Origin of the sequence: Limnospira indica PCC 8005, assembly GCF_000973065.1 — a bacterium.
GTDB lineage: Bacteria > Cyanobacteriota > Cyanobacteriia > Cyanobacteriales > Microcoleaceae > Limnospira > Limnospira fusiformis.
In genome coordinates this window covers 3,872,078-3,891,047 of record NZ_FO818640.1, presented here as the reverse complement: position 1 = coordinate 3,891,047, position 18,970 = coordinate 3,872,078, and the positions used below count along the sequence as shown (strand labels likewise).

At 44.0% G+C, this 18,970-nt stretch carries 19 protein-coding genes, 1 pseudogene and 1 riboswitch; of the genes and pseudogenes, 9 read left to right on the top strand and 11 right to left on the bottom strand.

Translation table 11 applies throughout. The features are described from left to right. Positions 1–84: 84 nt before the first annotated feature. Positions 85–1,191, bottom strand: coding sequence for a fatty acid desaturase family protein (locus tag XZ46_RS17085; RefSeq protein ID WP_008055097.1), 1,107 nt, complete (start codon positions 1,189–1,191; stop codon positions 85–87). Between the two features lie 313 nt (positions 1,192–1,504). Between XZ46_RS17085 and XZ46_RS17080 the strand changes: the two genes are divergently transcribed. Beyond that, positions 1,505–1,831, top strand: a complete 327-nt coding sequence (locus tag XZ46_RS17080) for a DUF5132 domain-containing protein (protein ID WP_006624664.1) — start codon at positions 1,505–1,507, stop codon at positions 1,829–1,831. 72 nt (positions 1,832–1,903) lie between these two features. On the opposite strand, the gene XZ46_RS17075 is transcribed toward XZ46_RS17080, so the two are convergent. Beyond that, positions 1,904–2,242, bottom strand: coding sequence for a hypothetical protein (locus tag XZ46_RS17075; protein WP_006624665.1), 339 nt, complete (start codon positions 2,240–2,242; stop codon positions 1,904–1,906). A gap of 82 nt (positions 2,243–2,324) precedes the next feature. On the opposite strand from XZ46_RS17075, the gene XZ46_RS36885 reads away from it, so the two are divergent. Continuing rightward, complete coding sequence (locus XZ46_RS36885) at positions 2,325–2,720, top strand: hypothetical protein (protein WP_008050033.1); 396 nt, start codon at positions 2,325–2,327, stop codon at positions 2,718–2,720. Positions 2,721–2,751: 31 nt separating this feature from the next. On the opposite strand, the gene XZ46_RS17065 is transcribed toward XZ46_RS36885, so the two are convergent. The 6 genes from XZ46_RS17065 to XZ46_RS37710 form a co-directional block, all read right to left on the bottom strand. Further along, a complete protein-coding gene (locus XZ46_RS17065; protein ID WP_008050031.1) occupies positions 2,752–4,932 on the bottom strand; it encodes a heavy metal translocating P-type ATPase in 2,181 nt (726 codons plus the stop codon). Further along, the gene (locus XZ46_RS17060; protein ID WP_006624668.1) at positions 4,929–5,540 is read right to left on the bottom strand and encodes an HMA2 domain-containing protein; all 612 of its coding nucleotides are present in this window, start codon (positions 5,538–5,540) and stop codon (positions 4,929–4,931) included. The genes XZ46_RS17065 and XZ46_RS17060 overlap by 4 nt, the downstream gene beginning before the upstream one ends. A 57-nt stretch (positions 5,541–5,597) precedes the next feature. Continuing rightward, positions 5,598–6,095: a ferritin-like domain-containing protein gene (locus tag XZ46_RS17055; protein WP_006624669.1), complete on the bottom strand. Its 498-nt coding sequence runs from the start codon at positions 6,093–6,095 to the stop codon at positions 5,598–5,600. A gap of 29 nt (positions 6,096–6,124) precedes the next feature. Then, complete coding sequence (locus tag XZ46_RS17050; RefSeq protein ID WP_008050029.1) at positions 6,125–6,343, bottom strand: FeoC-like transcriptional regulator; 219 nt, start codon at positions 6,341–6,343, stop codon at positions 6,125–6,127. A gap of 149 nt (positions 6,344–6,492) precedes the next feature. Then, positions 6,493–8,850 (bottom strand): Fe(2+) transporter permease subunit FeoB, encoded by a 2,358-nt coding sequence (gene feoB, locus XZ46_RS17045; protein ID WP_008050027.1) that lies wholly within the window; start codon positions 8,848–8,850, stop codon positions 6,493–6,495. Positions 8,851–8,877: 27 nt separating this feature from the next. Continuing rightward, positions 8,878–9,546 carry a ferrous iron transport protein A gene (locus tag XZ46_RS37710; protein ID WP_006670587.1) on the bottom strand — a complete coding sequence of 223 codons (669 nt, stop codon included), beginning with the start codon at positions 9,544–9,546 and terminating at the stop codon, positions 8,878–8,880. Between the two features lie 214 nt (positions 9,547–9,760). On the opposite strand from XZ46_RS37710, the gene XZ46_RS17035 reads away from it, so the two are divergent. From XZ46_RS17035 to dcm, 5 genes are all read left to right on the top strand, one after another. Then, complete coding sequence (locus XZ46_RS17035; RefSeq protein WP_006670588.1) at positions 9,761–9,970, top strand: CAB/ELIP/HLIP family chlorophyll-binding protein; 210 nt, start codon at positions 9,761–9,763, stop codon at positions 9,968–9,970. Positions 9,971–10,018: 48 nt separating this feature from the next. Next, on the top strand, positions 10,019–10,261 hold the full coding sequence (locus XZ46_RS17030) for a hypothetical protein (protein WP_006624674.1): 243 nt from the start codon (positions 10,019–10,021) through the stop codon (positions 10,259–10,261). Positions 10,262–10,367: 106 nt separating this feature from the next. Further along, positions 10,368–10,513, top strand: a riboswitch (cobalamin riboswitch). Positions 10,514–10,655: 142 nt separating this feature from the next. Beyond that, positions 10,656–11,708, top strand: a complete 1,053-nt coding sequence (gene cobW, locus XZ46_RS17025; protein WP_008050021.1) for a cobalamin biosynthesis protein CobW — start codon at positions 10,656–10,658, stop codon at positions 11,706–11,708. 271 nt (positions 11,709–11,979) lie between these two features. Continuing rightward, positions 11,980–13,026: a DpnII family type II restriction endonuclease gene (locus XZ46_RS17020; RefSeq protein ID WP_006624676.1), complete on the top strand. Its 1,047-nt coding sequence runs from the start codon at positions 11,980–11,982 to the stop codon at positions 13,024–13,026. Continuing rightward, a complete protein-coding gene (dcm, locus tag XZ46_RS17015) occupies positions 13,013–14,302 on the top strand; it encodes a DNA (cytosine-5-)-methyltransferase (RefSeq protein WP_008050019.1) in 1,290 nt (429 codons plus the stop codon). The genes XZ46_RS17020 and dcm overlap by 14 nt, the downstream gene beginning before the upstream one ends. A 70-nt stretch (positions 14,303–14,372) precedes the next feature. On the opposite strand, the gene XZ46_RS17010 is transcribed toward dcm, so the two are convergent. Together XZ46_RS17010 and XZ46_RS17005 are read right to left on the bottom strand one after the other, a co-directional pair. Next, a complete protein-coding gene (locus XZ46_RS17010; protein WP_008050016.1) occupies positions 14,373–15,245 on the bottom strand; it encodes a hypothetical protein in 873 nt (290 codons plus the stop codon). Positions 15,246–15,484: 239 nt separating this feature from the next. Continuing rightward, on the bottom strand, positions 15,485–16,318 hold the full coding sequence (locus XZ46_RS17005; protein ID WP_008050014.1) for a Uma2 family endonuclease: 834 nt from the start codon (positions 16,316–16,318) through the stop codon (positions 15,485–15,487). A 599-nt stretch (positions 16,319–16,917) separates the two neighbouring features. Here XZ46_RS17005 and XZ46_RS17000 point away from each other — a divergent pair. Next, entirely contained in the window at positions 16,918–17,229 is a 312-nt protein-coding gene (locus XZ46_RS17000) for a hypothetical protein (RefSeq protein WP_046320866.1), read from the top strand. A 209-nt stretch (positions 17,230–17,438) separates the two neighbouring features. On the opposite strand, the gene XZ46_RS16995 is transcribed toward XZ46_RS17000, so the two are convergent. Beyond that, positions 17,439–17,891 (bottom strand): SH3 domain-containing protein, encoded by a 453-nt coding sequence (locus XZ46_RS16995; RefSeq protein WP_008050012.1) that lies wholly within the window; start codon positions 17,889–17,891, stop codon positions 17,439–17,441. Positions 17,892–18,002: 111 nt separating this feature from the next. Between XZ46_RS16995 and XZ46_RS16990 the strand changes: the two are divergent. After that, positions 18,003–18,910, top strand: a pseudogene (locus XZ46_RS16990) (amino acid--tRNA ligase-related protein); the annotation flags it as partial. Positions 18,911–18,970: the final 60 nt, after the last annotated feature.

Below are 18,970 nucleotides of genomic sequence, written 5' to 3'. Positions count from 1 at the left end.
TTAAAGGCTAAAAAAAGGGCGCATCAGTTAGATAAAATGCGCCCCTAGAGTCTTGAAAAGGTTAGTGATGATTAAACAGTTAGATTAAACAGTTAACTGCTCGATCGCTTTTGTTTCCGGGTTGATGGACATTTTTTTCAGCCAGCTATAGTTAGCAGCTAAAGCACCAAAAAAGGTTTGATGTACGGCATAATTAACCCCAAATTCTTCACAAACTTCTGCTAAAATCGGGGCGATTTTAGGATAATGGATGTGGCAGATATGAGGAAATAGATGGTGGACGGTTTGATAGTTTAATCCCCCTACATACCAGTTAATAATTGGGTTTTTGGGGGCAAAATCAACGGTGGTTTTTACTTGTGCGATCGCCCATTCATCATCAATGTGTAAATTGTCGGGGTCTAAAAATTCCGCCGGTTCAATGACATGGGCTAACATAAATACGACACAGGCGATCAGTCCATGGGTCATATACACAATAGAAGCGCCGATAACTGCTTCTAAGGGAGAATAACCAACGGCGATCGGTATAATTAAAAACACAGCCACACCGAAGGCTTTAAAGGCGAGCAAGGTTGCTATATCTACCCATGTCGGGGGGGGGATTTCGTGGTCATGATATTGGCGCTTAAATAGCATAGTTTGTACATCTGCTATAGACCAATAGTAGGGGATAAACGGATAGACAAACCAAATGAACCAATGTTGATAGCGATGATACCAGCGATATTCCATGCTAGGAGACATCCGCACCAATTCATCCCCATGAATTTCCACATCATGACCTAAAATGTTGGTGTAGGTATGATGAAGTACATTGTGGCGAAACTTCCATAAATAACTAGAAACTCCGATCGCATCATGGGTTAATCCAGATAGATAATTCACCCATTGATATTTAGAATAACCTCCATGATTTCCGTCATGGCTAATGTTAAAACCGACGGCGGAAACTCCAAAACCTAAAACAATGCAACCCAGTAGTTTCATCCATAGCACATCAGGACCAAAAACCACGAAGGTCCAAGCTGATACTACCCAAGCCAAAATAATTGCTGTTTTCAGGTACATGGCGGGGTTATCACGAGGGGAAATATTCTCCGCTTCCAAATAAGCGTTTACTCGACGATTTAGCTCTTTGCGGAACCCAATACTTTTCCCAAAAGTTACTTTTGACGTTGTTGATGTCATTAAACCCAATTTTTATTGATCACAAGCATGAGATTATAACACTGGTGGCAAAAAAAAACTTCACTGTCAACCCATATCCCTAAAAATTAAGGTTTTTTTAAGACTTTTGTGGAGATAGCCCACACCATGGCCAGCCATTAGGGAATCATGGAACTTGATTATATTTCGCAAATATCAACAGTGGAGAACATAGGCAAATGTCAATAATTGCTGGCAAAATTAGTCCCCCAAAATTGGTATTTTGGCAAATTTATTGTATAATTCAATTGGGGATATTAACCTTAAATATCCTCACCTGAAATAGGAGAAAGTTATGCAAGAAATGTCTCAGGGGGCAACGGGACTACGACAACGTATCGCCCAACTATCAGCCAATCCTAATGCTCAAGCCATTGCCATTGGAGTGACAGCAGTAGCGCTGACCCCGGTGGTTTTGCCCCTGGTTAAGCCAGTTCTGAAGGCTACGATTAAAACGAGCGTTACTTTGTTTGAAAAAGCTAAAGTCGCTATGGCTGAAACTGGGGAAATGGTGGCAGACATAGCAGCAGAAGCCAAAGCGGAAGCCTTGACCGAAGCCCAAAAAAGGGCTAGTTTAAAGTCGGCTATTTCTACCCCGCAACTCTCGCCCAACCAGGAATAAGCTAAAGGGGGATTGAGACTATAATTATAGGTGGCTTGAATATTCTATCAGCCACCTGTGGATGTATTACGATTAATTCAAAACTGATAATTCGTGAGCATTCCCATGGTTGAAAGCCTCAGAACTTGGGGTAATCATGGGCTTATAGATAGAATTGGATAACTCCCGTTCCTTAGCTTCTGCTATCCACTGAGAGAGTGGAATTTCTCGACGACGTGATGAAGATAACCGGGGTTTACTAACTGTCTTGGTGTTTGTTTGAGAAATTTTAGTAATAGCTGGCAGGAGTTTCGGCCCTAAAACCAACACCCCCAGGCCTACCCAAGTTAAGGGATGATTGCCATGTCCATCCTCGATCATCTCTTTAAAATGAAAGGTGAGTACCGATTTTTCCAAATGAATCAGAGACATAACCCGTTCGACTCAAATATAATAACATCAAAATTCTGCTATTTATCAGGTTAGCAGGATTTGGCGCATAACTGACAACTATTTGCAACAATTTGTATCAGGCGAGGAACTAGCCCGGACAATTATCAATTATTGCAGAGATCAAGAAACCCGGTTTCTCAAAGAAACCGGGTTTCTCAGCCACCAATGGACAGCGGAACCGGTCCCGACCATTATTAATGATTGCAGAGGTCAAGAAACCCGGTTTCTCAAAGAAACCGGGTTTCTCAGCCACCAATGGACAGCGGAACCGGTCCCGACCATTATTAATGATTGCAGAGGTCAAGAAACCCGGTTTCTCAAAGAAACCGGGTTTCTCAGCCACCAATGGACAGCGGAACCAGTCCCGACCATTATTAATGATTGCAGAGATCAAGAAACCCGGTTTCTCAGCCACCAATGGACAGCGGAACCAGTCCCGACCATTATTAATTATTAATTATTAATTATTAATTATTAATTATTAATTATTAATTGTTCATCTGGTGTTCAACTAGGGGTCGGAGACTATTCATTCCGGCGGCGATCGCTGAACCATTGTGGATAGCAGTAGCCACTAAGGGATTAAGCCCTACGGTGGAAGCCAACCCCAAAGCTGCTAAATTCGGGGCGACGACGAGAGCGATATTTTGGTCAATTAAATTGCGAGTTTGACGGGCGATATCAATGGCTTCTAAAACGTCTAAGAGGTTATTATTCATCAACACTACGTCGGCGGTTTCACGAGCAATATCAGAACCATGTTGAAAGGAAATGGAAACATCCGCATAAGCCAAAGCGACGGAATCATTTAATCCATCTCCGATAAAGGCGACAGTCCGACCGGCGCGATGTAAATCACGAACAATACGAGCTTTTTCATCGGGGAAGGCTTCGGCATAAACCCGCGATTTGGGAATCCCTAATTGTTCAGCAACTAAGGCGGCGCGTTGGGGGTTATCTCCGGTGAGTAAATGGACTTCGATCGCATAATTTTTTTGCAGGGCTTGTATGAGGCGATCGCTTTCTGGTTTCAGGGGGTCAGTATATTCAATCACCCCTTGAAAATCGCCATCACAAGCGACATAAATTTGGGTCATTTGGCTAGTAGAAATCAGGGAATTATCACCCCAATTAACCCGCTGTTGTTCGAGAAAACGTTGACTTCCCACCAATACCTGATGACCTTCAATTTCGGCTCGTACTCCCAAGCCTAAATCATAGAACCATTCTCCTCGTGGGGGAATAGTAATGTCAAGTTGAGCAGCATAATTAACGATCGCCTCGGCGACGGGGTGATTAAGTCTCATTTCCGCGGCCGCCGCCAGTTTTAGCAGTTCGGTTTCGGACATTCCTCCGGGAAGCGTCCGCACGGCAGCGATCGCAATTTCACCCTCGGTCAGAGTTCCGGTTTTATCAAAAACCACGGTATCAACTTCGGCGAGTTGTTCCAAAGTACGACCACTGCGAACCAAGATACCATGGCGGGTTGTATGATTTAATGCACCCCAAAAAGCTGTCGGAATTGACACTCTAATTCCGGTGACAAAATCGAGGGTAAGAATAGCGGCAGCCCTAGCAGCATCTCGGCTAGTAACTAATACAATACCCGCCAAAAGTAGAGAAGGCAAGATTAACCTATCTGCGACTTTTTCGGCATAATTAGCCATGCGGGTATCATAAACGGGAGCCTTTTGTAATAATTCTATACTCAAAGCAGCCCTAGTTTGAGAACCGACGCGATCGGCTTTTAAGTAAAGCTGTCCTGAACGCACCAAAGTCGAAGCTAAAACCGACTCTCCCACCCGTTTAACTAATGGCATTGCTTCCCCAGTTAAACCCTGTTCATCAATAACGGCTTCTCCTTTTAAGACAGTACCATCTACGGGGATTTGTTCCCCCGGATAAACGACGACTTTATCCCCCACATGAAGGCGATCGCTTGGGATTTGTTTCGGGGGTAAATCATCATCCACCACCACCCATGCAAACCTACCAATAGCATCCATCAAACTCGCCGTGCGTACCTCCGTCGCCCGCGCCGTTTGTTCCCGAATTACATCCCCCAATTCATGCAGTAAAATCACCATAGCCGGGGTAACTAACTTACCCTGAGTCGCACTTAAACTCAAGGCGAGAAAATCCAGACAATCAATATTTAACCGTCGCTGATTAATCAGGCTGTTAAAAGCCCGTTTAGCCACAGGAAAAGCCGCTAGAATAAACGCTATTCTCGCCACATGGCGCAATGGTGTTAATTGCGGAAACCGACTTAAAACCGCCAACGCAGTGGCTATAATTGGCAGCCGCAGACTCGACTCGTTTTCCTCTAAAGTCCCTGATTTTTCAGGGGTTTTCGGCTCATTATTAACACCATAAATTGGCTTATCATAAAATTGATGATTTGTCAAGTCTTTGACTACATTAATCACCAAATTTGATAAATCAACCGCCGCCAATTTATTCGGGACATATTGCACCACCATACAGGCGGCTATGGGGTTAATCCGCACATAGGTAATACCGGAGTTTTTTGCTAAAATCTGCTGAATTTCAGTAGCTAATTGGGGATATTTAGCTAATAGGGGAATACGAAAGCGAGTCCGTCCAGCTACCTGATGAATAACCTGGCATTCTTGATTAGATAATGATGTTGATATCGCGGTAGTCATGATGTGGGTTCAGAATCATCGGAGACGGAATTTGTATCAGGTTCAGCAGTAGTTTCAGCCTTTTCTAGGATAGTAACTAAATACATACCTAACTCCAATTCCGAAACCCCAGCCGGGTCATATTGAATAATCAAAGATGCAGCGGTGCGGTTAATGCGTACCGACTTAACTCGCTGTTCCTCAGACAACAGTTTTTCTAAGCGTTTCGCATAGAGAACATCAGTCATTAAACGGGGAATACGCAACCGAAGCCGTCCGGGTATAGAATGAACAATAGTATAATCTTCGGTTTCAGTTGTGGTAGCTGTGGGACTATTATCTTGATGGTTATTAGGACTTGTGGCTTGAGTGGAATTAGTAGCGGGAGAGTTAGCCTTAGCCTCCTGCTTCAATTGGCGAACTAATTGGCGAATAATTGCAGCCATTAACAGGTTAACTATCAAGGCTTGCGCCCCCCGTAGCCGCAGGCGACTGGTAACTAATAAACCTGCTACCACAGGTAAAATCGTCACCACTTCCTCATAGTCTTCTAACCACCGACCTATTTGGGGAAGAATGTCGGGGTTTTCTGCGGTTTGAATTTCGGTAGATAATGCTGAATCCGTCATGGTCAATTTACCTTATTTTCAGGACAGTATACCATAGATAATTCACGAACCCAATAACTAGGAGAATTGACAACCTCTCCGGCGCTGATGTCGGTGTCCACCATAACAGTTGTTTTGATTAGATATGGCTATGGTTTGAGTACGTCTGGTGACACAACGTTTAAAGGCGGGTAAATGGTTTTCTTGGGATGCACGTTGCAAATTTAAGAACACATTTTGTACATCCCAGTAATTTGATGTGGCTTTCAATAACCTTTGATACATTTCCCCATTTTCAATTTCGGCTTTAACTCCTTGTTCGCAGGCTTCTTGTACTGAGTTAGGGGGAATTATACGAGTTTCCCAATCATCCTCTGGTATGGGAATATTATACCTAATAAACAGTGGAATTAATGCCTGTATATGCCTTTTTTCGGCTTCGATAATATTCACAAAGGGTCTAATCGGTCCGAATTTTTGGATAATTAACCGATAGGTAGCACAGGCTTTATATTCATCCTGTATGGCTTCACATAAAGCCTGTTTAAGACTATCCAGGGCTGGATTATCTGACATTTTGATTAACTCCTGATTAACTCATTAAATTAGGGAGATATCCATTCGTAAAACTCGATCGCTTCTGGGGGGCAACTATGACAGCCCCCGCAGGCTTTACCCTCCACTTTACAAACTCGCCCCTTTCTAATTAATTTGCCCAGCATGAATCGCAGGGTATCAGCATCAATTTTCATCTGATGTTCTAATTCTGCCAAAGAAACGCGACCATGATTTCTGAGATGATTTTGCAGTTGTTGAAGTAGCATAGTTGACGACGGGATAAATGGTGCGATCGCTAGTCTCTATGGTATCATGAATATACCTGTTAACACCGATAACCATAAATTCACAAATCCTTGAGACTAGCTACAGCCAAAAGGCTAATAACCTGCTTTTTTGGCAAGTCTAACCCTGGCTACAAACGGGGAGAATGGCGACGGTTGCTAACAGCTTTGAGACTAACTAAAGTAGCACCCATGACGATACAGAGTCCCATCAATAAACCCAAAGCCTCTCCGGTATTTTGTGATAAAGTCATAGCCTGATAGTAGAAACTAGCAACCCAGTAGGCTAGTCCAGTAGTCCAAAGCGCCACAAACACCGTCCAACCGAGATTAGTTTCCCGGTAAACAGCAGCAATGGCAGACACACAGGGGAAATAAAGCAACACAAATAACAGGAAAGCAAAAGCGGCGGTAGAACTACCAAACCTTTGAGACATTTGACCAAAGGTGCTATAACTAACCTCCTGTACTGTGGCGGCTTCTTCCTGATTATCAGTGCTTTCCATAATACTTAAACCAATGGGATCAAGTATTTGATTACCTAAATCAGCTAAGTTAGCGGGAATACTAGCAAAGGCTTCGGCGATACCTCCCCAAAAACTAAATTCTTCTTCGGGTTCTTCCACTGAGTCGGCAGCGGATGCTTCATCAGCCCCTAATTGCTTATAAAGGGCATCCATACTGCCAACCATGACCTCTTTAGCAAATACTCCGGTAAATAAGCCGACAGTAGCCGGCCAATTATCTTGAGTGATTCCCATGGGGCTAAAAACTGGGGTAATTGTGCGACTAACGGCACTTAAAAGAGAATCCTGGCTATCCTGTTTCCCGAAAGAACCATCAGTGCCGACAGAATTTAATAAACCCAGAATTAACACGACAATAACAATCATTTTCCCGGCGCGGGTGATAAAGGCTTTTAACCTTTCCCAAGCGCGGATTAATACACCTTTGGCGGTGGGAATATGATAGGGGGGTAATTCCATGACAAAGGGTGCAGATTGACCGCGTAAGAGGGTATGCTTCATGACTAACCCGGTGAACACGGCTGCTAAAATCCCGATGATGTAAAGCAAGAAAACGATATTTTGTCCGTTTCTGGGGAAAAATGCGGCTACAAACAGGGCATAAACTGGCAGGCGCGCCCCACAGGACATAAAGGGATTCATTAAGACGGTCATTAGGCGATCGCGAGGATTTTCTAAAGTCCGGGTTGCCATAATACCGGGAATATTGCAGCCAAAACCGACCATCATTGGCACAAAAGACTTACCCGGAAGCCCCATAAACCGCATAAACCGATCCATAACAAAGGCGGCGCGGGCGAGATAGCCAGAGTCTTCTAAGATGGCTAGACAGATAAACATTAAGCCAATTTGGGGGATAAATGTAGCAGTGGTTTGGATACCGCCGCCAACTCCTTCGGCTAGAGTACCGATTAACCAACCGGGGGCGTTAATTTGCTCAAGGCCATGAGCCATGCCATCTACAAATACGGTACCAAAGGCGATCTCAAAAAAGTCGATAAATGCGCCGCCAAAGTTAATGGAAATCAGGAACATCAGGTACATGACTACCAAAAAAATGGGTATACCCCAGGCGCGACTGAGGACTACCTGATCAATGTGATCGGAAACGTGCTGTTGTACTAGGTCCGATCGCTGTGTGATACCCTGTAACATCTGATGAATCCAGCTATAGCGCGCATCAGCAATCAATAAGTCGATATCTTCTCCCAGGGTTTGGTGTATGCGGTGGCGGTGGGTGGCAATTTGCTTAACGACATCTTGATTAACCAAACTTTGGCGATCGTCATATTGCAATAAACTGAGACTTTGCCAACGATAGTCTGGGGGTAAGTAGTTATATTGTTGGGCTATAGATTCGGTAATTTCATTGAGGGCGGCTTCGATAAGGGCTGGATAGGCGACTTTAGCTTGGGGGCGGTCTGCCATAAGTATGGCATCTCGGACAATTTCCCGCAGTTGTTCTACCCCTCGCCCAGAACTAGCACTCATGGGAATTACCGGACAGCCTAAGCGATCGCCTAATTGTTGGGCATCAATGGTAATTTGCCGCTGCTGGGCTATATCTATCATATTCAGGGCGATCGCGATCGGCAAACCCATTTCCAGCAGTTGGGTGGTTAGATACAGATTTCGCTCTAGGTTGGACGCATCTACGATATTGATAATTAAGGTGGCTTCACCCGATAGTAAATAGTCTCGCGCTACCTGTTCATCTAATCCAGTGCTGGCATCTTCCACGTCCAGAGAGTAAACCCCTGGCAGGTCAATCACCTTGATGGCCTGGTTTTGATAACGATAGCTTCCCTCTTTCCTTTCTACGGTAACTCCGGGCCAGTTACCTACCCGCTGATTACTACCAGTTAAAGCATTAAATAGGGTCGTTTTCCCACAGTTAGGGTTTCCCACCAAAGCAATACAGGACATCGCAGCCTTATTATCGGTTTGGCGGTTCAGTTCCATAGACTGACTCACAATTTTGTTCCTCCTTTAGGATGGGTTGATCAATGCCACCTGGAGGGCATCTGCTTCGTCTTTGCGTAAACTCAGGTTAAATCCCCTGACCTCAATTTGGGTTGGGTCTCCTAAAGGTGCGTGGCGTTTGACTGTAAATTCCACCCCTGGAGTTAATCCCATGGCTAATAATTTCCGTTTGTAGCTACGGGCGGCGGGGTCATAACCAACCACCCGCAACCGAGAACCGATCGCCGCATGGCGCAACTGCACAACATTAGTCTTATTCATTGATGAGAGTTTCCTTTTCGACTGGGTGAGGTTTTCTGTGGCGACCTGAATATTCTCAGCCATATCTGCCCCCAGTCCTAAGCGATGGTCGCCTAGGGCGATAATCACTGATCCACTGGTTGTGGAACTAATGACATTTAATTCTACACCTGGCATTAACCCCATCCCCATTAGACGGGTATTGCCTCCGGCACAATTGAGAGCAACTATATATAAGCGATCGCCTACCTTCGCCTCGGACAAAGCAAAGGTTCCCGGAATTGATGATTCGCCCACTACAACCAATGATTCTGGTGATTCACTTATGGTGCGAGCATGACCAGTGTTGTCTTTGAGGTAAGTAAATCCTGACCAGCTTGAGCCACCATCAAAGCCGTTCACGGATACATCGGCACAGTAGTTATCATTGTCCATAATCTATTGGCTCTCTGTTGAGCTAATTGAGAATTAATTTTAATTAATACCATGTAACTAAGTAAAAATCCCATTGTTAATAAATTTTTAACAAACCCCCTTGTTTGGAAAAAGCACAAAACTATACTACAAAAATTAATTTTGTCAACCCCTTGCAATATTTGTTTGCAGTGTGTTACATTTGTTTACAAGAAGTCAGAGAGGCAAAAATACTATGGTTCGTGGACAAATTATGGAAGAAGGTGGACGCGCAAATGTTTACGCGATCGAACCCCAAGTATATGTAGAGGAAGCGCAACAATTCGGTTTCAACAAATACGCAGAGAAACTCAACGGACGACTAGCTATGATCGGGTTTATATCCGCCCTAGCCTTAGAAGCATTAACCGGACATGGTGTAATTGGCTGGTTAACTAGCCTGTAAAACCCAGATTTTGTCAACCTATAATTCAGTAGCATTTCGGAGACTTGTATGAAAACAGATTTTAACTTTCCTAACAAATACTTAATCGGACCTGTAATCTTTCGACCGGACTTTAACAGTACCTCAGAAGTAATTACAGCTAACCAAGCCTGGTCTTTATTCTTCACAGGTGGTCAGGAAGACAAAGCCCTTGGTTATAATGCAGAATACGGCAGGTTTTTTACAAATTTACTGATGGCGATCGCCGTTAGTGGCGCTATTGGGGCTTTGATTTTCACTAACTTAGTCTAAGTCATCAAATTTACCTATCTCTCCCTATTCACTAATAACAAACCGTCCCTGTTTAGAAATAAGCAGGGACTTTTTTGGTTTTTCCCCGAATTCGCCCAACCTGTGATAAGATATTCCCGATATCGGTTCTAAGGGAAATCAGCCCTTAGAGGAAAGGGGGAAAGTCCGGTGTAAGTCCGGCGCTGTCCCGCGACTGTGATGGGACTCTGTTAGTCTCTCAGTCAGAATGCCCGCCGATAAGTAACCTATTGTTGATTCATCTGCGAGGTATGGATGATGGTTGATTTAGTATTTTCACAATCTAAATATCATAGCGATCGCCCATCTAAACTCTAGGAAAATCTCAACATTTATAGATAGCAAATCGCTATAATTTCGGAGGAGTCAAAAAACCGTGCATAAAATTCCTGTAACCATTATCACCGGATTTTTAGGGGCTGGAAAAACCACCCTGATCCGCCATTTACTGCAAAATAACCAAGGTCGTCGGATCGCGGTATTAGTCAATGAATTTGGCGAAGTAGGTATTGATGGCGAAATCCTCAAATCTTGCCAAGTTTGTGACGAAGAAGAAACGGAAACTAATATCATCGAATTAGCGAATGGTTGTCTGTGTTGCACCGTCCAGGAAGAGTTTTTGCCGACTATGCAAGAACTACTTAAACGCCAAGATGCGATTGATTCGATATTAATAGAAACCTCTGGTTTGGCTTTACCAAAGCCACTGGTTCAAGCCTTCCGATGGCCGGAAATTCGCACCAAAGCGACGGTAGATGGTGTGATTACGGTAGTTGATAGTGAAGCCCTAGCCAATGGTCAACTGGTGGGAGATTTAGAGGCTTTAGAAAAGCAGCGTCAAGCGGATGAAACTTTGGAACATGAAACACCAATCGAGGAGTTATTTGAAGACCAGTTAGCTTGTGCTGATTTGGTACTTTTGACGAAAGGCGATCGCATTGATCGAGAGTCTCAAAACCGGGTTCAACAATGGCTAAAACAGGAGTTAACCCCAGGAGTGCAGGTGGTTTCCTGTCAGCAAGGGAAAATTTACCCTGACATATTATTAGGCTTTAATGCAGCGGTAGAAGACCATCTCGACAGTCGCCCTAGTCACCATGACCAGGAAGAAGAACACGAACACGATGATGATATCAATGCTGTGCATTTAGTCTTAGATCCAGTTAAGGACTCCGCCAGTTTAGTTAATCAATTAAAAGCGATCGCCCAGCAGTTGGAAATCTACCGCATTAAAGGTTTTATAGCCGTCGCCAACAAACCAATGCGGATGGTAGTTCAAGGAGTCGGAAACCGATTTGATACCTTCTTCGATCGCCCCTGGAAAGCCGACGAACCTCGCCAAACTCAACTGGTGTTTATTGGTCGTAGTCTTAATCAAGAACAAATAGCCACTTCTTTGCAGTCAGAAACCATGGCGTTAAACAGGTAGAAATCTTATCAATTTTGGTGATTTTAATAATGCGATCGTCCTTATTTAAACAGTAGTAAAATTCACAGCGTCGCCAAAATAGCCCCAATACAACCACACTTTACGCTACTTTCCGTCTCGTCTCCATCCCACTTTCTCCTCCTAATACCATATTGCGTCCCCCAGGTATTCCCCATCTAGTTCACTCTCTAAGTCATGATAGGTTTACCTTTGGATACCCACATTTGATCAATGGTTCGCAAATTCTGACAGAAAAACTGTTTAATCATCTATGGTTCAAAAACGAACAATTGAGGAATTGCATCAGTCAGCATCTTTATTCTGGCCAAAGTTTTTGGTTCAACAACAACTCGAACAGAGTATTATCCCGGTGCTGATTGAAACCCAACAGCAGTTTCTCTCAATTCTAGCCTTGGAATTAGAAAATCCCCTAGATATATTTACCACTTTAGAAATATCAAAGCTCTCTGCTAATTTATTCCTCAAACACCTTCTGATCTTAGCAGATTTTGGAGGTGAAAAACTACAACGTTTAAATCAAGAGTTTGATTTATTGTTCCCCGATGGAGAATTAGAGTATATTTGGAACAACACTCAATTTTGTTATCGTTTTCAGGTGTTACCCATATCAGGAATATTATCAAACCAAAAACTCAACGTTTCCAGCCAGAAATTACTGTTAAGGAAACAAACTCTGTCTGAAGTTTATAAAGATATTATTGTCGTCCTCCTGTTTGCTGGAGATTCAACAAATCCTAAAATTTCTGGCATTTTTAAGACTTGGGGATGTCAGATTGGACAATTAATGGGTAAGTATGATGAACTTTCCGAGTTTATACGCCAGCGTTATATTTATCTAAGCCGTATTACCGCAGGAGCTAAAAGTAATGATTTAGGTCAGCTTTTGCAACGTCATATATATCAATATTTAGGTAAAAATTTAAATCAAAATGATATTAATATCAACCTCAATTCTACCATCCCTGGAGTCAGTCATAAGCAAACAGGAAAAAGAGACACTAACTTTGATATTGTCGTAAGTAAAGGTGAAAAATATATAGCAATTGAAATTAGCTTTCAGGAAACCACAAATAGCACAATTGAGCGGAAAGCGGGTCAAGCAAAATCAAGATTTGAGCAGATTGATGGCTTGGGTTACAAGATTATTTATATTATTGATGGAGTCGGTAACTTCCAACGCCAATCTGCTCTGAATACCATTGATGAGTATAGCCACTTGCTTCTGGCATTTTCTGAGTCAGAACTGAATTACTTACACTACTTTATTCTCGACTTTATAGAAAATGAAAACCGTTAAATTTATAGATTTATTCGCCGGAATTGGGGGATTGCGCCTCGGCTTTGAGCAGGCGGTTGAGTCCTTCGGTTGCATCCCTGATTGTCTCCTCAGTAGTGAAATTGATAGGGATGCTAGACAGGTTTATCAAGCCAACTTTTCCGAAACTCCCCAAGGGGATATTAAGACCATTTCCTCCCTTCCCCCCCATCATATTTTGCTGGCTGGATTTCCTTGTCAAAGTTTCTCATACGCCGGTAAAAAAGCCGGATTTGGAGATACGCGGGGAACCTTGTTTTTTGAGATTTTACGCCTCATAGATAGCCAACAACCCCAGGCTTTTATTTTTGAGAATGTTCGCGGTTTAGTCACCCATGACCAAGGAAAAACCATTAACACAATTCGCCAAAAAATGCAAGATAGGGGTTATAGTTTTGACCTATTTTTACTGAATAGCTCCAACTATGGTGTCCCCCAAAATCGCGTCCGAGCCTATATGATGGGTGTGCTGAACCAAACCCCTCACTTCAACCTGGTGTCAGATTTGGGTGCTAAGGATTCTCACTCTTATCAGTCCGGTCAACTGTCTTTATTTTCTGGGTCTAAAACTCCCTGTACAGTCAGAGATATTTTAGAGGATAATCCCCCCCAACATTATGATTGTTCTGCGGAATTTACAACGGCGTTACGAACCTTTCTGAAGGGGGACTTAGAGAAATTACATGGGGTGAGACTGATTGACTATCGGGGGGGAAACTCGATTCACTCTTGGGAGTTGGGGTTACGGGGAGACTGTACCCCCCAGGAAATTGACCTGATGAATCGCTTGATTACTAAACGCCGCCATAAGGTTTTTGGTCAACATCAAGATGGGAAGTTACTTACCAAGGCTCAAATTGCTAGTTTTTATACCCATCCTAATTTAGCGCAATTATTAGCCTCTTTAGTTGACAAAAACTATCTGCAACTTATTGATGATAAATATAAGCCAGTGGCGGGTAATTTTTCCTTTGAAGTATATAAGTTTCTCGACCCCGATAAAATATCGGTGACTTTGGTGGCTAGTGATGGGAACCGATTGGGGGTATATTATGGGGGAAGAGTCCGTCGAATTACTCCCCGTGAGGCGGCGCGTTTACAGGGGTTTCCAGATTCTTTTCAACTTCACCCCAATCAGAATAAGGCTTATCGTCAGTTGGGAAATTCGGTTACCATTCCGGTGGTTAAAGCGATCGCTCAAGAGTTGTTACTAAACTTAATACCAACAGCTAAGACCCCATTTCTTGGGAAACCATAAATTTCCCTAAGCATTGGTAAAATCCCCTAATTAATAGTAGATAATATCGACATAAAATTGTGGGATTCATTTACATTATACCAGATTGCTGGATGGCTTGATTCAGTGATGCGGAAATGTGAAGATATTCTGACCATTGCCAAAGATAGTCTAAGTCGAGGCGTTCTCGTTGTATTTTCAGCACACCTAATATATCTCGCCATTGTTTCTGGGATTCGTTTTGGGCAATTCTCATCCAGACCAGCTTTTGTAATATGGTATCTTCTGGAGTGCAAAGATAAAAGGCTTGTTCTGGGTTTTCTTCCGGGACATAGAGTTGACGGCGGTTCATTTGGGAACGAGAAAAATCATCGCTTCGGGAGATGAAAATATCGGCTTTTTCGAGAGATTCAAAATTGATTAAGTTCAAGTAACTGCTGACACCTAATATGGCATCTTTTACCGCGACATCACTGACATAAAAATCCGAGCTGAATGTTTCGATGAAAACTTCGACTTGAGATAATTCGAGATAAATAACCAAGTCAATATCTTGGGTGAATCTGGCTTCACCTTGTAGGGAACTGGCGACGGAACCGCCGATATAGTAGGGGATATTTAAGAGATTGAGTTTGTCGATAATTTTATAGGCGATCGCGATCGGATCTTCTATCATCAATGGCTCCCTTTCATCAAACAGGTTATTATCACTATAAGTAGCAAACAGTTCCCCCCAGCGTCTGCGGACGTACAGTTGTTTGAATGTCAAATTGTCGCCATTGGGGGATTGTTGGTGAATTCCCCAGCAGACCAATTTTATACCCCGTTGGATGATCCGTTTGAGAAATGCCAGTTTTTGACTGGCGCTGAGTTGACGCGATCGCCCAAATTGCATCAATTCCGCATCGATGCTGGTATCTTCTGATTGGGTTTTGTAATGGGTTAAATTTAGGTGCGATCGCATTAATGATACCCGATAATCTTATCTCTACTGTCTCTGGATTGCTCATCCGATTCTCTCTTATATCCCCCACTTCTCGACCCATTCATATTGGTGAGTTAAGCTGAGTGGGATGCTTCCTTCTGCTTCTATGGCTGGGTTATCCGCCTCTAAATTGATGCACTTTTGGCAACGTTATCGGCTGGGGAATTATCGCCACAGTCTTGAATAGCGATCGCAGTTATCCGCGATCGCCGTTGATTTTAATCTCTAACCGAGCCGAGTTTTTCCACATCTTCCACCGACAAGGACAAAGCCTCAGCTACTTGCTCTATACTTAAACCCATTGACAGCAGTTTAGGAATGGCTTCTCGTTGGCTTTGTTCCGCGCGATCGGCTCGTTGGCGTTCGAGTTTAGCGAGTTCGCTACCAGTGAGCAATAAATTACCCTGGTTATCCCACCACCGTAACCATTGCTGGGTCTGATTTTGATAGCTACCTTCCCACACGCCTAACTCGACTCCCATAGTGGCGATCGGGTAACGTCCGCGATCGTTGGCTTCCCAGCGATCATAGCGACCACCCACCCAGCGATAAACCTCTAACTCATGGGTTTGAATCAGATAAATGACATAATAGGGAATGCGAATAATCTGCTCATAAGCCCAAAATTTTCCAGGTCTTTGGTTAACGCCTTCTGGCGATCGAGAGAGGGGGGTTTTGTCTCGTTGTTCCGAACCATCACCGCTGGTTAATTCAATGGCAATAAAGGGAGCCGCATACTCCCGCCATAATACATAAGAACGGCGATATTGACCATCTAATTGCGGTGGCACATTGGGAACATAGAACCAATCTGGGGCTTCGGCACCCCGTTCCGGCGGGTCAGTTTCCCGCCAATAAATGCCGGAATTTTGACCGATCGCATATTGTCCATTGGGGTGGAGGTTTTGCAATGTACTTTCCAGAGAATCGGTCAATAAAATACTCTGGGGATGTTTGAAAAAGTTTTGTGTAAAGGTACCGTCGGATTCAGGTAATTGGGTATGATCGGGAAAAGCCGGCGGTACTATTGTCGGGTCTGGGCTTTGAGTCATGTCGATCCGTTGGTGAAAGGAGAGAAACTGAGAAACTTCATTTCATTATAGCAATTTCAGCTAAGGGTAGCTAAGTCCTCTTTTTATTCGGACTCCCATTGTTGGTTGGATATGTCTGGAGAAATTTGATTTTCCTTTATTAAACTAAGTGCGATCGATGCTTCCGTTTCCCGTGGCTTTATTGCTGACTGGGAATCCTTACCCTTCGGCAGTTTAATCAGATTGGGAATAGTTGCTAAAATGGATATTGTTCTGCTTGCATATTCTCTTTCTCAATTCACTTGATCCGCAAATTTTACTGATAAAAATAACACAAACTTAGGCAGCAGGTTTTCCCGGGAAGACTCTTCACGGTAATTCCGGCACCCTCAAGCGTTATTCCCGTCCCCGCCAGGGATACTCACCGCGCTGACAGCCTTTTCTCAGATTATAATCAGTTTATCCCAAATACAGAGGGGCGATCTATGCTTCATACCGAGTACGGGCGAATGCCTATTGGCTCCTACAAGAAACCCGGTTTCTGAAAGCAGAGACTTGATCCGGTCATGCTTCGTCCTTTATGAGATTAATCTGACAACCACTCTAAAGCGGTCTGAAATATGATGAAAGACAAGTGCATTGATGAGTTAATTGATATTCTGGAAACTACTACCGATGAGCGGACCCGCAGACGAGCGGCAGAAAACTTAGGTCAAATCGGTAAAGGTAAGAAAAGCGCAATTTTAACCCCAATTCCTCCCAAATCACCAACCCCAAATTACTATCCTTCCGCAACTACCGCAGCAGAATCGCCTCCCACACCTCATCCCCCGGCGCAAATACTCCCAACTCCAATAACGATTCGTTTCCTGTTCCACCTTCGACACCTCCTTAACAGCAAGCCCCAAACTCATCAGCATAAAGGGCTGTGATTAGCTCAAGAATCGCTGGCTTTTAGGGATGGGAATGTCAAATTGATAAAGATCCCAATCAGCAACCGTCGCTCAGTAGCCTATGGTGGGGGGGACTTCTGACGATTTTTGTAAGTATCTTCTTGGGTTGGGTGGTGAGTCAATTCGTTTACCGATGGTTCACCAACCCAGAAAGAACCCAGAGAAGAGGGGGAGAGGGGACGTAATCTTTAATCGGATATCTGGGTAAGTAAATCGCCGCGAACCCATCCCTGGCGATCGCTTTCCGGAAGCACAACCTTATACCAAATATAACCATCCTCAGAATTATCAATGCGATCGACCACCTCCACCACCGTCCCCTCCGATAACCTAGCAATACTTCCAGTGTTGAGAGTAGCCAGTCGGCGAACATTTACCCGATTACTCCTAATTCTAGCCTTGGCTCGCGGGTAAAAATCAGCACCCCGAAACTCACCATCAGGAAAATTGCGCCTCACCTCTGGCGGCGGTTCCCCCTCAAAGCCAGGATTCCCCACTATCGGCTCAAACAGAGCATCCCCATTAGCCTTCAAATCCTTTTCAGCATCAAGCCTGAACGCTAAACCAATAGCGATCGCACCTACTGCCAGTATAATAGCACCCAGGACAACGAGCCTAATTTTGGGTTTAACCTTCCTCATGGGATCAATAACTGTTAACCACAGTAACTGGTCAATTATCCGGTTCTTCTGATCTTCATGATCGCTATGATATGAGATCCTAGGACTCTAATCTATAATGTAATTTCCGAAATGCCTGAGAATCCAACCCGCAACGAATTAGAAGTTCGTGCCAAAAAAGTCGAAGAATTGCGTAGTCAGGGTATTGAACCCTATCCTAGCGTAGCTTTTGAGCGATCGCACCTCGCCCAAGAAATTCACGATCACTTTTCCCAACCACAACACCAACTCGCCAACGGAGAAGCCGACCCCCAAGCACTTCCCCTGCGAGTCTGTGGTCGCATCACCTTCAAACGTGATAGCGGTAGTATTGGCTTTATTGGCTTAACCGACGCATCAGCAACCATTCAACTCAAAATCGAGAAAAAACTCGTCACAGGCGACCCCGGTTTAACATTCAACCAAATTAAAAAACTTCTCGATATTGGCGACTTTATCGGAGTCGAGGGTATTGGCTGCCGCACCAACCGGGGGGAACTCTCCATTCAAGTGTCCCGCCTTGACGTGATCTCCAAAGCTACCATACCCTTCCCCGACTCCTACTATGGCATCAATGACCCCGAACTCTGTCGCCGCCACCGGGAAATAGACCTAGTAGTAATCCCACATCCCTACAGCGATTTAAACTCCGTAGCCGCATTATCCGCAGCATTCGCACCTATCTATGGAATGCCGGATTTGATGAAATTGAAACCCCCGTCCTCCAGACTATTTATGGCGGCGCGGCGGCGCGACCCTTTATCACCCATCACAATGCCCTAGATATTGATTTATACTTGCGTATTGCTACCGAATTGTTCTTAAAACGTGCCGTTTGTGGCGGTATGGAAAAGGTTTTCGAGATTGGTCGTGTCTTTCGTAACGAGGGAATTGATAGCACCCATAACCCAGAATTTACCTCCATTGAAGTCTATCAAGCCTATGCTGACTATTTCCAAATTATGGCCTTAGTTGAAGACTTAATCTGTGCCGTGGCTACAACGGGCGCAGTTACCCCGTTTCAAATCAAAGCATGGTCGGCAGGCTTTGAGTTATCCTGC